The organism is uncultured Duncaniella sp. (assembly GCF_910577345.1).
Taxonomy (GTDB): Bacteria; Bacteroidota; Bacteroidia; order Bacteroidales; family Muribaculaceae; genus Duncaniella.
Genome location: NZ_CAJTMT010000006.1, coordinates 71,331 through 89,590 on the forward strand (window position 1 = coordinate 71,331; position 18,260 = coordinate 89,590).

At 50.2% G+C, this 18,260-nt stretch carries 11 protein-coding genes; 2 read left to right on the forward strand and 9 right to left on the reverse strand.

Features of this window, described 5'->3' with window-relative positions:
• Nucleotides 1-115 precede the first annotated feature (115 nt).
• Complete coding sequence (gene gap, locus QZ310_RS04455; protein ID WP_297070795.1) at nucleotides 116-1,126, forward strand: type I glyceraldehyde-3-phosphate dehydrogenase; 1,011 nt, start codon at nucleotides 116-118, stop codon at nucleotides 1,124-1,126.
• Between the two features lie 548 nt (nucleotides 1,127-1,674).
• Nucleotides 1,675-2,853, forward strand: coding sequence for a hypothetical protein (locus tag QZ310_RS04460; RefSeq protein ID WP_297070797.1), 1,179 nt, complete (start codon nucleotides 1,675-1,677; stop codon nucleotides 2,851-2,853).
• Nucleotides 2,854-3,486: 633 nt separating this feature from the next.
• Here the strand turns inward: QZ310_RS04460 and QZ310_RS04465 are convergent.
• The 9 genes from QZ310_RS04465 to QZ310_RS04505 all read right to left on the reverse strand — a co-directional run bounded on the left by QZ310_RS04465 (nucleotide 3,487) and on the right by QZ310_RS04505 (nucleotide 18,068).
• Nucleotides 3,487-4,911 (reverse strand): sodium:alanine symporter family protein, encoded by a 1,425-nt coding sequence (locus QZ310_RS04465; protein ID WP_297070799.1) that lies wholly within the window; start codon nucleotides 4,909-4,911, stop codon nucleotides 3,487-3,489.
• Entirely contained in the window at nucleotides 4,905-6,194 is a 1,290-nt protein-coding gene (locus QZ310_RS04470) for a YgcG family protein (RefSeq protein WP_297070801.1), read from the reverse strand. The genes QZ310_RS04465 and QZ310_RS04470 overlap by 7 nt, the downstream gene beginning before the upstream one ends.
• A 96-nt stretch (nucleotides 6,195-6,290) precedes the next feature.
• Nucleotides 6,291-7,631, reverse strand: a complete 1,341-nt coding sequence (dgt, locus tag QZ310_RS04475; protein ID WP_297070803.1) for a dGTP triphosphohydrolase — start codon at nucleotides 7,629-7,631, stop codon at nucleotides 6,291-6,293.
• Between the two features lie 318 nt (nucleotides 7,632-7,949).
• Nucleotides 7,950-9,815 (reverse strand): hypothetical protein, encoded by a 1,866-nt coding sequence (locus tag QZ310_RS04480; RefSeq protein ID WP_297070805.1) that lies wholly within the window; start codon nucleotides 9,813-9,815, stop codon nucleotides 7,950-7,952.
• A gap of 242 nt (nucleotides 9,816-10,057) precedes the next feature.
• Nucleotides 10,058-12,220: a hypothetical protein gene (locus QZ310_RS04485; RefSeq protein WP_297070807.1), complete on the reverse strand. Its 2,163-nt coding sequence runs from the start codon at nucleotides 12,218-12,220 to the stop codon at nucleotides 10,058-10,060.
• A 259-nt stretch (nucleotides 12,221-12,479) separates the two neighbouring features.
• Nucleotides 12,480-14,378, reverse strand: a complete 1,899-nt coding sequence (locus QZ310_RS04490; protein WP_297070809.1) for a hypothetical protein — start codon at nucleotides 14,376-14,378, stop codon at nucleotides 12,480-12,482.
• A 41-nt stretch (nucleotides 14,379-14,419) separates the two neighbouring features.
• On the reverse strand, nucleotides 14,420-16,087 hold the full coding sequence (locus QZ310_RS04495) for an InlB B-repeat-containing protein (protein WP_297070811.1): 1,668 nt from the start codon (nucleotides 16,085-16,087) through the stop codon (nucleotides 14,420-14,422).
• Between the two features lie 81 nt (nucleotides 16,088-16,168).
• Nucleotides 16,169-17,140, reverse strand: coding sequence for an InlB B-repeat-containing protein (locus QZ310_RS04500; protein WP_297070902.1), 972 nt, complete (start codon nucleotides 17,138-17,140; stop codon nucleotides 16,169-16,171).
• On the reverse strand, nucleotides 17,031-18,068 hold the full coding sequence (locus tag QZ310_RS04505) for a fimbrillin family protein (protein ID WP_297070813.1): 1,038 nt from the start codon (nucleotides 18,066-18,068) through the stop codon (nucleotides 17,031-17,033). The genes QZ310_RS04500 and QZ310_RS04505 overlap by 110 nt, the downstream gene beginning before the upstream one ends.
• Between the last annotated feature and the right edge of the window lie 192 nt (nucleotides 18,069-18,260).

The window sequence follows — 18,260 nt, forward strand, 5'->3', positions numbered from 1 at the left end:
AGAGGGCGTCCCCGCAAGGGCGCGAGACCGTCGCCCGGCAAGCGGCAGCTTCTTCATCATGATTTCAACTTTTCAATAGGATAAAATTTAACAACCCAATTTTTTATATAAAACTATGACAAAAATAGGTATTAATGGATTTGGCCGTATCGGTCGGTTCGTGTTCCGTGCTTCAACAAAGCGCGATGATATCGAAGTAGTAGCAATCAACGACCTTCTTCCCGTTGACTACATGGCTTACATGCTTAAGTATGACACCATGCACGGCCGTTTCGATGGCACTGTAGACTTTGATCTCGAAAAGAGCCTTCTTATCGTTAACGGTAAGCCCATCCGCGTGACTGCATGCAAGAATCCCGCTGAAATTGGTTGGGGTGCTGTAGGCGCTGAATATGTTGTTGAGTCAACCGGTCTCTTCCTCACTAAGGAAAAAGCTCAGGCTCACATCGAAGCAGGTGCAAAGTATGTGGTTATGTCTGCTCCTTCTAAGGACGATACCCCCATGTTCGTTTGCGGTGTTAACCAGGATAGCTATGTTAAGGGAACTCAGTTCGTTTCTAACGCTTCTTGCACCACTAACTGTCTTGCTCCTATCACCAAGGTCCTCAACGACAAGTTCGGCGTTGTTGAAGGTCTCATGACTACTGTTCACTCTACTACTGCTACTCAGAAGACTGTCGACGGTCCCTCTATGAAGGACTGGCGTGGTGGCCGTGCTGCTTCCGGCAACATCATCCCCTCTTCTACAGGTGCTGCTAAGGCTGTAGGTAAAGTTATCCCCGAACTCAACGGCAAGCTCACCGGTATGTCAATGCGTGTCCCCACCCTCGACGTATCTGTTGTTGACCTTACTGTTAACCTCGCTAAGCCGACTTCTTACGAAGAAATCTGCGCTGCAATGAAGGAAGCTTCTGAAGGCGAACTCAAGGGTATCCTCGGCTACACTGAAGACGCAGTTGTTTCAAGCGACTTCCTCGGCTGCCCCCTCACTTCTATCTTCGACGCTAAGGCAGGTATCCAGCTCACCCCGACTTTCGTTAAGGTTGTTAGCTGGTATGACAACGAGATCGGCTACTCTAACAAGGTTCTCGACCTCATCGCCCACATGAAGAAAGTTAACGGCTAATCAGTCAAACCTACTTCTTGAATATATTCATCGTCCCTGTCGGGTTTACCCGGCGGGGACGATTTGCATACAGCCATTTCTAACGTCAATTCAGGCACAAGCCGTCATTACGGTGCATTAAATCCGTCAATATCTGAAAAGGGTACAGAATGAGAGAAGTCCCTATAACGCGTTCCGCATTAGCTTAGAGCGATATGACAAATTTGTTATATGATAGGTCAGAAGATACAAAAAGATTAATTTCAGCAAATTATACTTCTGTTGCCTTTGTTTATTCTGTTCTTTTGTATCTCTTTTTATCTTACATGAACCGGGATTTTCGGATTGAACCTCAATTCATCGGATTTTCGTATAGATTGTCGAAAAGTTTAAATTTTGAATGTTTTTAAGCGAAAAAAGTCGGATTTTATCGCTTAAACGACAAAATATTTAAAAATATGGTAAGAATTATAAATAAATGTCATATATTTGCGTTCGGATTTGGCAAATTGCCCTTTTTTACGTCCGAAACAATAAAAACAATCAATAAATCAATCATTTAATTGCTTATGAAAAAATTATTTACTCTCTTTGCCGCAGCTGCGATGACAATGTCGGTGTCAGCTGAGGAGTATTTGGTTGCCTACAATGTCGAAGGACAGGAAAACCATGGCTATGCAATCAGTGGAACCACTGATGATGACCGTGAGGTGACTCTTGAAAATGGAACTAAAATAGTTGCGCTTTCATTCAACAACAATTGGGGTGAAGCTAATGATAACTACATTAAGTTAACTGCTGACGGTGGTTTCAAGACCGGCGATGTTGTGACCGTGAAAGGTGTGATTGCAAACAAAGACGAAGCCAAGCGTGGAGCTTGCAAGCTTACTACAAGTGTCAACGATCTCCTTTACAAGAGTGATGACTTTGTAAATCTTACTCTTGCTCCGACAAGCGACGTTCCTTCATACACCTACACTCTTGCTGCTGATGCTCCCGAACTTTATCTCAGCCGTGATGGTAATACCCGTACACAGCTCATCTATATCTCTGTTGTTCGTGCAGAAGGTGGTGAGACTCCCGAAGAACCTTCAGGTGAGACAAGAACAATGACTCTTTCCGGCTCATGGCCTCAGGGTGAGTTCGGTTCCATCGAAACTCCCTTTGAAATGGATTTCGACACCATGACTCTTACTCTTAAGAATTTCCTCGGAGCCAAGGGTGATGCTGTATGCAAGGTCGAGCAGCGCGATCCGAATGCAGTTCCCACAGTTGGAACAATGTTCAACATTATCCCTGAAGCCGGATTCACTGAAACCGGAGATCTCTATGGTGATAAGACTTATTCAATCGATGGCCTGTCTTCTTCAGTTATCTTTACAGCTGATGGTGTGAATACAGTTAAGCTTGACAATCCGAATGTGATCTTTACTAATTATTCAAGTGTGGAACTTGCCACCGGTAAGCAGTATAATTTTGTTATCTATCTGTTTGGTAACTATTCTCAGTGGGATAGCGCTGCAAATGCTTGGGGTGAGGTAAGTTCAATGCCCGGTTATTTCGATCTTAAGACAACTGTGTCTGGCGATGAGACTTCCGCTATCGAGAATATCGAAGTTGAGGCTGCCGATGAAAATGCTCCTGTTGAATATTTCAACATTCAGGGTATGCGCGTTGAGAATCCCGCTGCAGGTCAGCTTCTCATCCGCCGTCAGGGTTCAAAGGTATCCAAAGTAATCATCCGTTGAGGTAATCCAATTGACGTAAATTCCGTCCGTAATAAGCGGATGTGAATTTGGAAATAAATTTTGAATATAATCTCTTGGTTATATTCATTGGAATTCACAGAAAACTATATCCCGAAAGAAGCAGCATGTTGATGTTTCTTTCGGGATATAGTTTTTGTTTTATTTGATGGTGATATTATTTGATGGTAATATTATAGGACATCTTCGATGCCCGTCATGAAATGGCGTACATCACCCCATGCCTCGGACGATGGTGAAATTCCGGCCTTCGGCCTGCATTTTCCATCGTCGCTCGACATGGGGCTATTAGCGCATCGCTGCTCCGCAGCTTACTGATTTCCATCCGGATTTAGTTTGCCATACAGCTTACTGATTGCTATCTCGCTACCGATTTGTATTTTTTTGCACAAGCTGTCATTACAGTGCATGGAATTATATCTGTTAGAAAGGTACAAAAGTCCCTATAACGCGTTCCGCATTAGCTTAGAGCAATATAACAAATTTGTTATATGATAAGCCGGAAGATACAAAAGATTTAATTTCAAGTAAATTATACTTCTGTTGCTTTTGCTTCTTTTGTTCTTTTGTATCTCCTCTTTTCATCTCTTACAAGACCCGGTGGTTTTAGCCGGGTCAGTCGGTCAGGGGCGTCGAGAGTTTGTTTTCGTCGAAAATCTTTATCTCTTCCTTCACTTCACGGCGTAGCAGGAGCAGGGTAATCATGGTCGGGAATGCCATGAGCGCGTAGAAGAGATCGCAGAATCCGATGGCGACTCCGAGGGGAATGACTGCGAAAATGACGAGCGTGGCGATGAAAAACCATGTGTAGAACTTCGCCTTCTTTTCACCGAACAGATAGGCGGCACAGCGGTTGCCGTAGAAACTGTAGCTGAACATGGACGACAGCGAGAAACACAGGACTATGACCATCAGCAGATATTCACCCATCGGGATGGCGTTGCCGAAGGCTTTCATGGCCACATCGAGTCCCTTTACACCCTCGACTGCCTGAAAATCCCCGCAGAGCAGAAGGGCCACGGCTGTCAGTGTGCACACCAATCCCGAATCGATACTCGGACCGAGCATGGCAATCAGCCCCTCTCTCACAGGCGAACGGTTGGCCGATGCTCCGTGCATGATGGTTGCCGTGCCGACTCCGGCATCGTTGACAAGAGCAGCACGTCGGGCTCCGATAATGGCTATTCCGGCAAGCGCACCCCATCCGGCGCGCAGATTGAACGCCTCGGCAAAAATGCTTTTGAACACGCCCGGGACATCGCTGATGTGAGTAATGATAATGTAGACGACGCTGAGAAAATAGAGTCCGACCATGAATGGAACGAGCCATTGCGCCACGCGGGCAATGCGCCGTATGCCGCCTATGACGACCATGGTCACTGTCAGTGCGATTCCTATTCCGACGAGCAGACGGAACGCCGATTCATGGCTCCAGCCGAAACCGCCGGCTATTCCTGAGATGAGACTGTTGCCGCGAAGCCATTCCGGTGTCGTAAACGCGCTGACCATCGCCTCCGTGAGCTGGTTTGCATTCATGATGCAGAGTGTCCCGAGCATTCCGGCGATGGCAAATGTAATGGCAAGCCAGTGCCAGCGCTGTCCGAGTCCCTTGTCGATGATATACATTGTACCTCCCGCTCCGCGTCCGTCGGGAAGAAGGTGTTTGTGGCGCGTAGTCAGCACTCCTTCATGAAATTTGGTCGACATGCCGACAAGAGCGCTGACCCACATCCAGAATATGGCTCCCGGGCCACCCATGACGAGCGCTATGGCCACACCTGCGATATTGCCCATGCCGACCGTAGCGGCTACGACCGACATCAATGCCTGGACAGACGAAATCTGTTCCCCGGAGTCGCGCGACTGTTTGCTGCGGAGTTCGCGCACAGCTTCCGGCAGTTTGTGGAGCGACACCATGCCGGAATAGAAAAAGAGGAAGAATCCTCCGCCGATGAGCAGGATGAAAAGTGGGTAGCCGCAGAGAAAATCGGCCAACGGGGTGATGAATGCGGGAAGTACCGTCAGTAATGAGCCTACCATCTGCCTCCCGCGCCTCCGCCGCCGGTCATGCCTCCGCCGAATGAGCCGCCGGAGAATCCTCCGCCACCTCCGCCACGGCCGAGAGCGCTGCCGAGTATGGCACCGGCCGCCACCGCAGCCGCGGGGTCGGGCTTTTTGGGAATGCGGAAACGGCGGTTGTTTTGGTTGCCGCAGTTCTTACACATATATATGTCCACACCTTCACCCTCATAGCTGACGGTCGGTTGGCGCAGCGTGCGGCGGTCTACGAGCGACATGGCTCTTGCTCCGCAGCGGTCACAGACGGTATAGTTTGTCTGACGGTTTATGTAGGGGAGCACTTCTGTCTGATGGCATTTGGGGCAGTGCCACACGTCATAGTCAATCGAGTTGATGCGTTCCTCAGTGTCCTGCGCGGGGGTGAGGTAGTCGTTGTCGTGTTCCTCGTCTATCAGTTCCATGCGTGTCCCGCAGTGTGGGCAGTCACGTTTGTGGCGGCGCACCCGCTTCATCTTACTGATGAGGATAAGATAGGCCGGAAGTCCGAGACCAAGCGAGAGGAAGGCTGCGAAGAGGGCGAGGGTCCGATACTGTTCGAGGGCACGGTAGCGCTGCACGTCATCGAGCTTGCGGCTCGACGCAATGGCATAGATGACGAGCAGGAGCATTCCCACGCCGATGGCTACCGCAAGTCCGAGGAACATGTTGAAGAGTTCTGCACCCGAGAGATCGTCGTCGACTCCACGGCGGGAGTCGTTGGCATATTTCGACTTCAGCTCCTCAGCGGCGGTAGGGTCGCTGAGGGCTTTTATGATGGTGTTGACACCTGTGATTGTTCCCTCGTCATATTTTCCTTCACGGTAGAGCGGAAACATTTCGTTGCGGATGATGCGTCCGGCTACGATGTCGGGGATGATGCCCTCCACCCCGTAGCCTGTGCGGATAATTGCCGCATGGTCGTCGCGCGAGAGGAGCACGAGGATGCCGTTGTCTTTGTCGCTTTTGCCGATTTTCCATTTTTCGAAAAGCCGGGTGGCGAAATCCTCCGGGGTCATGGACGGATCGACTTCATCGACGGCCACGACGACCAGTTCGGCTGAGGTAGCATTCCAAAGTGCGCCGATGCTGGCATTGAGGCTACTGACGGCGGCAGGGGAGAGTACGCCCGCCGGGTTAGACACATATTGGGTGCGGTCGGCGACATGGACGTTGGGCACTTCGTCGACGGTGATTGCCGGTGCCGGTGCTGCGAGTGCAAGCAGCATGGCAAGGATGAGAGAGAAGCGGAGTGTGGTGACTTTCATAATTTCTGTTCGTGTGAGGTAGGGATGAGGAACAAGAGAGTGGGGGAGTTGCATAATTTATGACCCTGCTTTCTTTGTCGGAACGGTCAGTTCGGGTCAGTTGTTGATTTTGAGGCTCATTCCGCTCAGGCTGCGGTAGAGGTCGAGGGCATAGACATCCGTCATGCCGGAGATGTGGTCGAGCACGGCCTGAATCTTTCCGTAGAGCGTGGGCGACTGGGTCTCGTATTGCTGCGGAACCTTTGCGAGCAGCAGCCGTGAATAGTTGAGGTCGGGGTTGCGCACGGCCTTGACAAGCTCATGGATGAGGAAGGAGATGATGCGCGTACCGGCAAGCTCGATGTCGACCACATCGCCTGAGCAATAGATTTTCTTCCACGAAAGGGCTTCGCAATCGCGGTAGCCACGGCGTTCGGGGTCGGGGATATGGTCGAGGAGCGACCCACGGAATTCCCCGCGCAGGATTTCCTCTTCATGCTTGACAAATGCCTCGGCGCAGCGGTTGACAAGGACACCGATTATACACGAACGCAGATAGGCTATCTTTTCGTTCGGGTCGTCGACTCCGTGCATGATGCGTTCGATGTGGGAGCGCCTCGCTTCGTCGAAATAGTTCAGGAAGAGGGGTATGACCTCCTCCGTCGAGAGTATCTTGAGCTTGTGGGCATCCTCGATGTCCATGATTTCATAGCAGATGTCGTCGGCGGCCTCGACGATGTAGACCAATGGATGTCGCGCATAGCGTATCTGTCCCTCCGGCTCCTTCACCGGAAGCATCCCGAGTTCGTCGGCAACCTTTATGAAATCATCCTTCTCCGAAGTGAAGAATCCGAATTTGCCGTGGCTTCCGGCAAGGGTGGAGGCGTAGGGGTATTTGACAATCGAAGCAAGGGTCGAATAGGTCATGGCAAGTCCGCCTGGTCGCCGTCCGTTGAAGCGGTGGGTCAGCAGGCGGAATGCGTTGGCGTTACCCTCGAAATGGGTGAGGTCGGCCCACTGTTCGGCAGTCAGTTCCTTTTCGAGTTCGCGACCTTCCCCCTCGCTGAAATATGTCGAGATAGCCTTCTCGCCGGAATGGCCGAAAGGCGGGTTGCCGAGGTCATGGGCAAGACAGGCAGCGGCGACAATCTCGCCGATAGAGTCGAGTTTTCCGGCCCACGGCTCTCCCGCATACTTGACGCGCAGGGCCGAGGCAATCTCGCCGGCCATCGAGCGCCCGACGCTCGCCACCTCAATGCTGTGGGTCAGACGGTTGTGGACAAAGATGCTTCCGGGGAGCGGAAACACCTGCGTCTTGTTCTGCAGCCTCCTGAACGGAGAGGAGAACACCAGACGGTCGAAGTCGCGCTGAAAATCACTGCGCGACCCGCGTTTCGGATCATGAAAATGCTCAAGCCCGAACCGCTTGTCATTTATAAGCCTGTCCCAGTGTTGCATAGTTTCGGAATTGGTTGATTATGCGAAGTTAGTGATTTTTTCGAACAATACAGAAATTGCAGGGACGTTTTTCAAAAACCTTCACATCATTCAACACCATTTTGTGTCGTCAGACATGAATGTTTCTGAAAAACGTCCCTGCAAAACCTGATTGGGGCGAAGGGCTTGTAAGGGAAATCAGCTCATGGGCTACAGACCGACATTGATTTATATCTTTCTGTCCCTTATGCTCTTCTGCCCTGTTGGATCGAAATTAGCGGTCTCCGGGAATTTCAATCCAACTTCAGTCCCAATCTTAACAAAACTATATACTGATTCTTATTTTACCTCTTTCACGAGACGGACGGCGCAGCCGAAGATACGGCTTGACTGTGTGTCGAGCTTGAACACTTTCGGGGTCACGTTTCCATCAAAACGGAAGATAGTGCTTGTATAGGCCTGTCCTGCGGTAGCTGTCCAATAGTAGCCGTCTGTTTTCGTATAGGAATTGGTTGTCACGGCAGTGTGGCCCGCTTCTGGGAGGAACACTACCTTGCCCGCAGCCTCAAGCGCCTTGAACTGCTCGCTTGTCAGCTTCACATAATCATAGTTGAAATACTGATAGTTGGTGCCGGTGAAGCTCAGGTTGTCCGAAAGGCTTGCGCTGACCGTTGCGCCATATTCCTTCAGCAGAGCGCTTGCCTCGGTCTTGTTGGTAGCATCAAGTATCATGCAACCGTAGAGCCCTGCCTTGTTGCTGTTGTTGGGATTGGCAATATCGGTGATTGTCGCGCCGGTCATGAAATATTTGCTCTGCAGATCCGACCAATCCGAGGAGAGGAGGGTGTAATAGTTGCCTCCATTGTTTTCCTGTTGCTCGTAGGCCGTGCCCCAGTCCATTGTCATCTCCTGAATGCCATATTCAAGATTGCTGCCGGTATAGCCCTGATTGCAGGTTTCATTTTGTGTCGGATAATAATATCCCTGTGATGTTCCATTGATGGACTGTCCTGCATAAAGGGTCTTCTGGATGAAATATTCCGGAGCGTTGATGTCCTCTTCGAACTGTGTCGGGGTCTGCAGACGGTCGTTGTAGTAGGAGAAGTGCAGACCGGTGCAGCCGAAGCCGAAGAGGTCGATGTCGCTCTCCTTGGTGCCGACGTATGAGCCGTTGGCGTATGCCCAGCCCTTCTTGCAGAGGAACGACCATTGCTCGTCGAGCAGATACCAGCGCTTCTCATTCACATTGTAGGCAAGATTGGCCTTGGTGAAACGGAATTTCTTATCCTTGACCTCAAACACGGGGCCGACTGCATCGCCGGGATCGGTGATAGGGTCAGGCTCGGTGGTCATTTCGACGGGGATACCGGAGATTGTACCGTCGGCGTTTGCCATGCGCACATATTCGCCTGCGGTCCATTTGCGTGAGGGCAGAGTGGCTGTATAGAGCTTTTCGCCGATGGTGGTTGTGAATGTAAGGTCGGTTTCTCCGGGAAGGATTGTGAGCCAGAGGTCGGCCTCAGGATTGGCCACGGTGATTGTGGCGTTTTCTGCGTTGTCGGTGGTGATGCTGCCGTCGAGCCCGACATTGAGGATATTGGTGAGACCGGAACCGCTGACGGTGACAGTTTCGCCCGACCAGTCTGCGCCCTCAAACTGCAGATTGAAACGGCCAAAGGCTGTCGCGCGTTTGAGGACTACGCTCTCGGCTGTCGCGCTGCCGTAGGCGATGCTTACGTTTGACGATGCGCTGAAGAAGTCGTTGGCTGAGAGCGAAGCGAGTGTGCCCTCCTGCGAGGAGTAGTTGAGCATCACGGTGGATCCGATGCTTTCAGGGTCGGTTTCTGTCCCGAAGTAGAAGAAGTTGAAAGTTGATGTGCCTTCTTCTTCGGTCACTTCGATCTTGCCTTCAAACACGGCTTGGCTTTCGCCTGCGCCTGAGGTGAGGCTGAGGATGCCGAGTTTGGTTCCGTCGGTCGAGCTGACGACGATGCGGTCTCCGGCGGTCCAGAGGCAGTCGAGGTCGCCGTCGTTCTCTGCAATTACCGTGCGCGATGCGTCGGTTGATTTGCTGACGGTAATCTGCATGTCGACGCTGCGGGTTTCGCCTGCTGCTCTCGGCATGGTCGCATCGGTGGAGCATGAACTTATGCCCGCTGCCACGCAAAATGCTGATATATATATATTGGATTTTCTATGTTTCATTTTGATTGGGGAGTTGAGTTGTGAGTTGTGGGTTTTGAGTTTTTAGTTTTGAGTTGTGGGGTGGAGGGCTGAAATGCTTTGAGTTTGGAGTTTCAAGTTGAGGGGTTGTGGATTTGCTCAGTTAATTCTTGCGTCTGATGTTCTCGTCTGTGACAATGCTGACAACTGACAACTCAAAACTGATAATAAAAATGAATACCCGCCCTCCTGAATTGTTATTATTGCGGAATTGTTAATGACGATTATTTAGAATAGTCGCGGACAGGACGGATGGCGTAGCCCATGACTGGGTCAGCATTATCCATTTTGAGGCATGATGCCAAAACAAGTGTGGCATTTGAGGTATTTTTGTTATTGTATTTTTCTTTTGCCTCGAACTTAAATGCACGACCTTTTTCGTTAACCCAGTAGCCTCCAAATGCGGGATTGGCATTGTTGACATCGGCTGGCCCTATGAGCATCCAGCTCCAATTATTGTAAGCTCCAATTCCCTGTTGTATTCCACTCCAATCCACAACGCCTCGGCTGCTTGGACGAACAATCAGAGTTTCATTTGCGAAGCTCATACCATCAGAAAGTGCGATAAATGGCTGGATTGCTCCGGTGAATGGGAATTCACGTACCACTTTGTCGGTTGTGTGCTGATCCCAGAACAGTGATGTGAGCTGGCTGCTTGATGTGATTGTTGCATCAACCACCACACACTCAATTGTTATGGCATTGGCTGAGTAAAGCCATCTTATAGCGTAGCGCACACCGGCTGAATTCTCACGGACTTCTGAGAAGTTGTTTAGGTTTGTTGCTAGGTTGGTTGTATTGTCGATGCCAGAGCCTTCGGGTGCAATTTCTGCAAATTCCTCGGCTGATGGCAAGCGCCATCCTTCGGGGCAGGGGTTAGTGTTCTCATAACCACATGCAACGGCACGTTCACCCCATGTGCTGCCTCCGTTGCCAAACGATGCCAGCCAGTAGTCGGAATTATAATTCTGGCTTTCCATGCCGTAATAAAGATTTCCATAGCCCATGTAGCGGCCTCCCATTGTACCATCCATAAAGTATTGGCTTGTATGGGCTTTCAGCTCTGCCAATGTATTGTAGGAACGTGGAGCATCGTAATAAAGCATATAATTGGGGTCGTTGGGCGTGTAGCGCATTTCTGTGCCACATTCCATAAACATATTGCTCGGATTATATACGTAATAGTCAAAAAAATAATCGGGGGCGTTGTCTTTATTGCGTTCACCCATGGCATCTATATAGTTGGAGAATTCGAAGTTAATACTTGCTTCGAAGCTAGTGCCCTTATAGAAACTGAGGTTATCGATGAAGCCATGGTTACGGCCCCACTGATAGAGGGCGCCGTTATCACCTTCAGCAGCAAATTTGTTTGTCTCAGCACCATCGCGGGTAAGGTTGTATTTCGCCCACTTGGCGAGGGGGTTGTTGAGGGGTTCGCCATATTCGTTGGTTTCGCCGTTGTCGTCGCCGCCTGTGGATGTGGGGGTCATTTCGACGGGGATGCCGGCGAAGGTGCCATCGTCGAGGGTGGCGCGGACATATTCGTTGGCCTTCCACTGGCGCTCGGCGAGTGTGCCGGTGTAGGTGGTCTCACCCGCAGTCACGGTGAAAGTCAGCGAAGTGGTGTAGGGAGCCGAGGCAGGGAGGATTGTGAGCCACACTTCATGGTCATATCCGGTGTCGAATGTCGTGACTATTTTGTTTGTAGAGGGAGTATCGAAATTACTTTCTAGTTTGAGTCCGAAATTGCCTACAGTGTGGAGGAATGAGCCTGTAACAGTGATTTCAGCGTCGAGAGGCACAACAACGCCCTCAGGGAAGTTGAGATGGAAACGACCGAAGGCGGTTCTACGCGTGAGTTTGAGATTATAGTTTGTAGTGATTACGTCTCCGGTGAGGGTTATGCCTACCTGACCCGTGAGAAAGTCATAGTCAGAGAGTGAGCTGAGCGTACCAGGCTGTGTTGAGAAGTCGTGAATATAGGTAGTAGTCACGGTAGTGGGGTCAACCTGTGTGCCGAAGTAATGCACATTCACATAGGTTGTGTTGATTTTGTTGGCATCGACCTGACCGGTGAAAGTGGCGGTTGCCTGTCCGGCTCCGTCGGAGAGGGTGAGGACACCGGCGGGAGTGCCGTCGGCTGTCGCGATGAGCACCCGGTCGTTTTCATCCCAGAGGCAAGTGAGGTCACCTCCGTTTTCAACGAGGGTGGTGCGCGAACCGTTGAGGTCGTCGTCAAGACCACCTTTTGCAAGTGTTACAGTCATTTCTACCATACGAGCCTCGGCATCGGAACCAAAGCCGTCAAAATCTTCGTTGCTGCAAGAGCAGAGGGCAGAGGCGCCCACGGCGGAGAGTAGCAAGTAATTTTTCAGTGAAAATGTCATGATTGGTATATAGTATGATTTAAAATATTGATGATCAGATTAATCTACTATACGGGAGCAGAGTGCACGGATAATCGCCTGACCCGGCGATAGGGTATATATTGTTTTCTAATTATTGTCGGATAGAAGTGGAAGAGAGATAAATGCCCGGAGAGTGGATGGGGTAGGAGATAATGATGTTTGGAAAAATCGTCCGGATAGGGACGGAAAGTATATCCAATTCCTTCCGGACGATAATGAATTAATTATTAATGAATAATTAGTCAGCTTTGATACAACGGATATTAGCTCCCATCGGGCTATCATACTGAGAAAGATAATATCCAAGAGTGTAACCGGATGAATTATTGAAGATTATGGAGAATATTCCCTGAACAGCGTCAGAGGTCCAATAGAATCCACCATAATTCATGTAATTATCAGTCACGGAAACGAGTACAGTGCCATTAGTCTGGACGGAACCATAATATGTGCCCCAAGCCATAGGACGGGCAGTATAATGGGTTGAAACAACGCCGCTTGATGTTAACTGCCAAAGGTTGCGGTGGGCATTGATATATCCGTTGCCTTTGAAGTAACGACTTACCACGTTTTCATCAGACCAGTCAACGGCATCAAGATTGTCAAGGTTTTTATCCACAACGAGACACTCGATGTGGAGGTATGAATACCTGCTGGCGGTAGTCTTTGACCAACGGAAAGCACATTTAGTACCATCGGCGAGAGTCTTGAACTGAGACAGAGTGCTCCATGCATTGGACCCCGAGTTGCCGGCCTTACCGTCAATGGCAGGGAGAATTTCCTTGTATTCAGCAACAGTAGGCAGACGCCATCCTGCGGGAGAGGGATCCTCGTTCACATAGCCCATCGACTTGGCGCGCTCATTCCAGGTCTGACCGCGTGACGGGGTAGTATAGTCACCGCCATGGTTGTTGTCGATAAAGAAATAATCCGTATAATTGGTGAAATTTATGCTTGTGGCATAATATGTTGGCACCACAGTAGTCGAACCGGTACCGGGATAAATATTACGGTTGGCGGCCATATCGCTACGCTCAACACCATATTTTGACTGAGCATCAGCTACACTTGAGAAACCATGGTTGCGGCCGAACTGATAGTAATAGCCGGTTATTGTGGGATCACCTGTAAATGTACCTGTTGCACTTGCACCTGAACCTACACGTTGGAGGTCAGACTCAGCCCACTTTGCAAGGGGGTTCTTGCTGTGGTCAACTACGCCGGGAGCATCGTAAGTCCAATCAGTAATCTTAACAGGAGTATTGTTTTCATCTGCGCGGACATACTCAGTGGCCTTCCATGCGTGTGAGCCGAGGGTTGCGGTGTAAGTAACATCATCCTTGACAACAGTGAACTTCAATTCGCATGTCTGGGGCACCATAGCAAGCCAGAAGTCATTGCCGGCTTTGGCTTTTGTAATGGTGATCTGACGGTCATTGGAGTTGGTTGATGATGTCGGATAGTTGATGTTGTAAGAGAAGTGATTGAGCAGTGTACCATCGTTGGGTTCAGTGATAGTAATCACATCACCGGCAGCGAGGGTTACGTTGTCGGGGAGGGCGAGCTCAAAATAACCGTAGCCGAGATAACGTGTGAGGGTGGTAGAAGCTGTGGCAGTTCCGTCAATCACGTTGAGGTCGAGATCATAGCTGGTGAGGAAGTCACGTCCTGTTGAGAGGGTGCCATCCTGATTGGCAATATCGAAAGTGATGCTACCCTTTGATGTTGCGAGGTCATCGTTGTAGGCCGAGCCGAGATAAGACACATTGATTTTGGTGCATCCTTCAGGCACTGTTACAGTACCCTGGAATACACCTGTGGGTGTGTCCTGACCCTCCACGATTTCAATCACACCAAGAGTCTGATATTCTGAAACGGGAGTTCTTTCAGTGAGGTTGGTAACCACGAGTTTGTCTCCTGCCGACCAGTTTGTGACGAGGTCGCCGTCTGTCACCTCAAACCAAGTGCGGGACTGGCGGCTGTCGCCCTCACCACGGTTGGCGTTGATGGTGAGAAGCACCTGACGCTCACCGCTGCCTGCCACCTGTCCGAAGTCCTCCTCGCTCTGACATGAGGTCAGAGTGATGGCCGAGCCAAGGAGCAGGGCTGAGGCTGTGTATATAAAGTTTTTAGTCATGGAATTTTCAAATTTTTTAAGTTGTCAATTTCAGACTTTGATTAATAACCAGTACCGGTGCTGCCGGGAGCGGTGATAGTACCCTCAGAAGTTTTCTTCTTAAGCACGGGGTAAACAGTCTTTTCCTGGATGTCCTTGCCGCCGGTTGAAATCTCGTTGCCGGGTGTGTATTTGGCTACGGTAGCGTTGGCCTCGTCAGCCCAACCGATAAGTTCATAACCTGCAGGTGCGGTATATTCATAGTCAGCCTCTTCACAATAGAAAATCCAAGGAGTCTGGCCGGAGGCAGGATAGAACTGCTGTGCTTTACCATATACGCCTTTCTCACCATAGTTGAGAGTGTATGTGGTGTGTTTCCACTGCTCATCCCAGATAGCGTAAACTTCCTTTACGATCTCGGGATATTCGAAAGTTACGGAAGTGATGGCAGTCGTAGCGTCAGCAGATGCACCCCAACCCATGAACTTATAGTTTTCGCGTGTGGGAGTATCAAAGTTGCTGAGATCAAAGGTGTAAGGCCATGTGTGGTTGTACTCAACGGCTGTCTGCTTGGTAGTGGTACCATCGTTGTTCCAAGCAATTACGGTCATATTCTCAGCCTTAGCAGCTTCCCATACAGCATAGAGGGTCTTTTCAGTTTCGGGGCGGTTGAGGGTGAATTCCTGACCGGCAGTGTAGACAACAGCGCCGTTCTCAGCCTCAGCCCAACCGAGGAAGTTGAAAGCATCTTTCTCAGGACCTGCAATTGCAGTGAAAGTCATAGAGGGAGCGAAGCTGTTTTCTTTCTGAGTGTCAACTACCTTTTCACCATCCATGTAAGTTACAGTCCATTCGCCATTCTCAGAGAAATAAACATCCTTACCGTGAGCAGGATTGCCACCGCAGATAAAGTCGTTGGGTTCATATTCTGTGGCGGGGAGAGTGGCACGATATGTTTTCTCTCCAACTGTTACGTTAAACTCAGGAGCGATTCCGTTAGCAGGCAGGAACACCATGAAAGCGCTACCTGTGGTGCCGTCCCATTCGGGATGAATGGCGATGGCGCCTTCTGCAACATTGGTGAAAGAAGCGTCACTGAAGTTGAGAGTGAAGCTGTTGCTTACTTTTGCTCCGGCAACTGAAACATTCTCGTCGGTTGCGTTTACACCTTCGGGGAGGTGGAAGTAGAAGTGAGCATAGGTCATGAGGCTCTTAACCTGGAACTTGATATTGACCTGACCGTCGGTAGAGCGTTCAAGTTCGGCATCGGCGTGCATGAAACCGTAGTCGGTAAGGTTCTCGTGGGCGGTCAGCTGATCGGCGATGTTGAAGGACATGTCGTATGCCACACCGCTAAGACCTGATTTTACATTCTGTCCGAGATAGTAAACATGAACTTTCTGGTCGGTTGGCTTGGTACGGAGGTTACCTTGAAAATCTCCATAATTACTGTCGGCACCGCTTGTAAGTGTCATTACGCCGATGTTGCGTTCACCGTCTTCGCTTAAAACAACAATCTGGTCGCCTTCGCTCCAGTTGAATTTAACTGAATTGTTGGTTACAGGGAATGAAGTTCTTGATTCAGGGCCAAAGCTACCGGTGGCGGTGGCCATCACGGTCTGAAATTCTTCTGTACCTGCATTGACCATCTCATCGTCCTGGCAGGAAGTTAGGCAGACTGATGAAGCGAATGCAGCGAGACAGGAGAGTGAAAACAATAATTTTTTCATTGGTTTCAAATTGATTTATTAGTGAAGCCTGGAGCTTAGAATGCTCCAGGCACAACTTGGATAGGTTAAATTATCAACTTATTATTTGATGTTGGGGTCGTCACCACCACCGCCGCTACCGGCGGTTGTCTCACGATAAACAGCGTAGAGTGTCATGCTTTTGCTCGCCTTGAAGTTGCGGTAGCCAGGATTATAGAGACCTTCTACATCGGGGTCGTTGGCACCGATAATTTTCTGCGCGGGAGGAGTTGTGAGCCAGCCTTCCAAAGAGTAAGATTCATCGGCGGTGGTAACATCGGCGTTGGTGGGCAGTGTGAAAGTCGCTTCTTCACCGTAGTTTACAGTCTTTGTGATAGAAGCGATGGTGTTCTCACCATTGGTGTCGAAGGAAAGAGTGATCTCAACAGTAGCTACTTCAAATACAGGGTAGTAGGTGATTGTGGGGTTCTCAACAGTTGCTTCGAATACGATTTCTGTATTGGGGGCAACGGTAGCTTCAGTAGCGTCGGGAGTAGTTGCCCAGCCGAGGAAGTTGTGGCCTTCCTTAACGGGAGACTCGGGAGTGAGCTTAAGGGTAGCGGAAGCTTCGGTAGTGGTTTTGCTTACTTTCTGGTCGCCTACAGTGAGGGTGAAGGTGTACTCATCAGCGAATACAGGATAGTAAGTCTTTGTGGGGTTTTCGCTTGTGAGGGTTACTTCGTAAGCGGCACCGGCTGCGAGGACAACCTCGCCACCTTCTGTCTCAGCCCAGCCGAGGAACTTCTTGCCTTCAGCGGTAGCTTCGGGAGCGTTGCCTGAGAAAACGAACTCGTTGGCAGTAGAAGTCTTCACGATGGGAGAGTTGCCCTGGAATGTGAGGGTGTATTCCTTGGTCTGCTGAACTGCACCTGTGCCGTTCCACTCAGTTTCGCCCCAGCTGTCGGCGGGTACGAAGTCGTCGACGCTAACCTCGTAAGAGATCTTGCCACCGAGGACGGGTTCGGGATTTTCGGGATCGGGAGTGTAACCACCGTTGCCACCATCTTCGAAGATGAAAGTGTAGATGTAGCGCACGCCCTGCTTCCAGAGAATGTCGGCGGGAATAACGGCCTGCGTGATGCCCTTGTAGTTCATGAGCGTTGGTGAATTCCACGTCGAGGAGGAAGTAAGCACCGTTGAACGCTGCACCGGTCTGAGAGGGATCCCAAGCCTTGGTCTGCTGGGGAAGGAGGAGCATGGAGAGGTCGCCACCCTGCTTGTGGTTAACGTTGGTGATCATGCCAACCTCGCTGTTGGGAGTGAATGTGATGGACTCGTTGAGTTTTGCGGTGTAGTTCTTGAACTCAGAATCAGCAACGTTATCCCATGTGCCCTGGCCTTCGAGTTGCTTAGTCGGGTCGGCCATGAGTTCGTGGTTCTCATAATTGTCCTCGGTGTTTACAGTGGGGAAGGTGAAGTCGCCCTTGCTGTTGATGTGACCGATGGTAACGCCTGAGATGGTGACGTTGAGAGAAGATTTGTTCCATGCGCGGAAGACAATCTGAGAGAGAGCGTGACGGAAGTTGAGCTTCACGGTCTCGCGGTAAACGTCGTTCTTCACTGAATAAAGCAGGTCGAGCTGCTCAGTAGCGTTGGCTGCGGGCTCGAAACCTTTGAAGTAAGCGCCATTAGCGTCGCGGGAGTAGGTGCCGTTTACATAGGCATGGAAGTTGAGGGCTTCTGCTCCCCAGTAGTGAGCAGCCTCGGTGGTGTAGCCTTTACCGTCGCCCTTGGCAACGTCTGTAAACTTCTCAGTGCCATCGGCGGTGATCGCTACTACATTGAATGCACCGGGGAGGTTGGTGTTACAGTAGGAATCGGCAGAGCGGCTGGTGAGGTTTGAGACAGCTGAGAAGCCGATTACGTCAGGATTTGACTCAACATTGTTGAGTATTTCCTCCTGAGAACATGCGGTGAGCGTGAGAGCAGCAGCCGCAAGACCGAACATAATGTTACTTTTCATTGCGTTTTGTGTTACTAAAAAGTGGATGAAAAAATAATTAAATTATGAAAAATTAAAATAGATGATTTGTTACATTTGTCTGTTCAGAAGTTTTTCACTACTGAGTTGATTAAGAGTAGGTCTCCCTGACGTTTGCGAGGCGGCGGGAGGAGGGTCCGTTGGAGAGAGGGGAGGAGCGGAGGGAGCGGTCAA

Excerpts from the sequence above, each read along its gene's own strand:
- QZ310_RS04460 (WP_297070797.1), top strand. The coding sequence starts at position 1,675 with ATGAAAAAATTATTTACTCTCTTTGCCGCAGCTGCGATGACAATGTCG.
- QZ310_RS04485 (WP_297070807.1), bottom strand. The coding sequence starts at position 12,220 with ATGACATTTTCACTGAAAAATTACTTGCTACTCTCCGCCGTGGGCGCC.
- QZ310_RS04470 (WP_297070801.1), bottom strand. The coding sequence starts at position 6,194 with ATGAAAGTCACCACACTCCGCTTCTCTCTCATCCTTGCCATGCTGCTT.
- QZ310_RS04480 (WP_297070805.1), bottom strand. The coding sequence starts at position 9,815 with ATGAAACATAGAAAATCCAATATATATATATCAGCATTTTGCGTGGCA.
- QZ310_RS04490 (WP_297070809.1), bottom strand. The coding sequence starts at position 14,378 with ATGACTAAAAACTTTATATACACAGCCTCAGCCCTGCTCCTTGGCTCG.
- QZ310_RS04495 (WP_297070811.1), bottom strand. The coding sequence starts at position 16,087 with ATGAAAAAATTATTGTTTTCACTCTCCTGTCTCGCTGCATTCGCTTCA.
- QZ310_RS04465 (WP_297070799.1), bottom strand. The coding sequence starts at position 4,911 with ATGGTAGGCTCATTACTGACGGTACTTCCCGCATTCATCACCCCGTTG.
- gap (WP_297070795.1), top strand. The coding sequence starts at position 116 with ATGACAAAAATAGGTATTAATGGATTTGGCCGTATCGGTCGGTTCGTG.
- dgt (WP_297070803.1), bottom strand. The coding sequence starts at position 7,631 with ATGCAACACTGGGACAGGCTTATAAATGACAAGCGGTTCGGGCTTGAG.
- QZ310_RS04505 (WP_297070813.1), bottom strand. The coding sequence starts at position 18,068 with ATGAAAAGTAACATTATGTTCGGTCTTGCGGCTGCTGCTCTCACGCTC.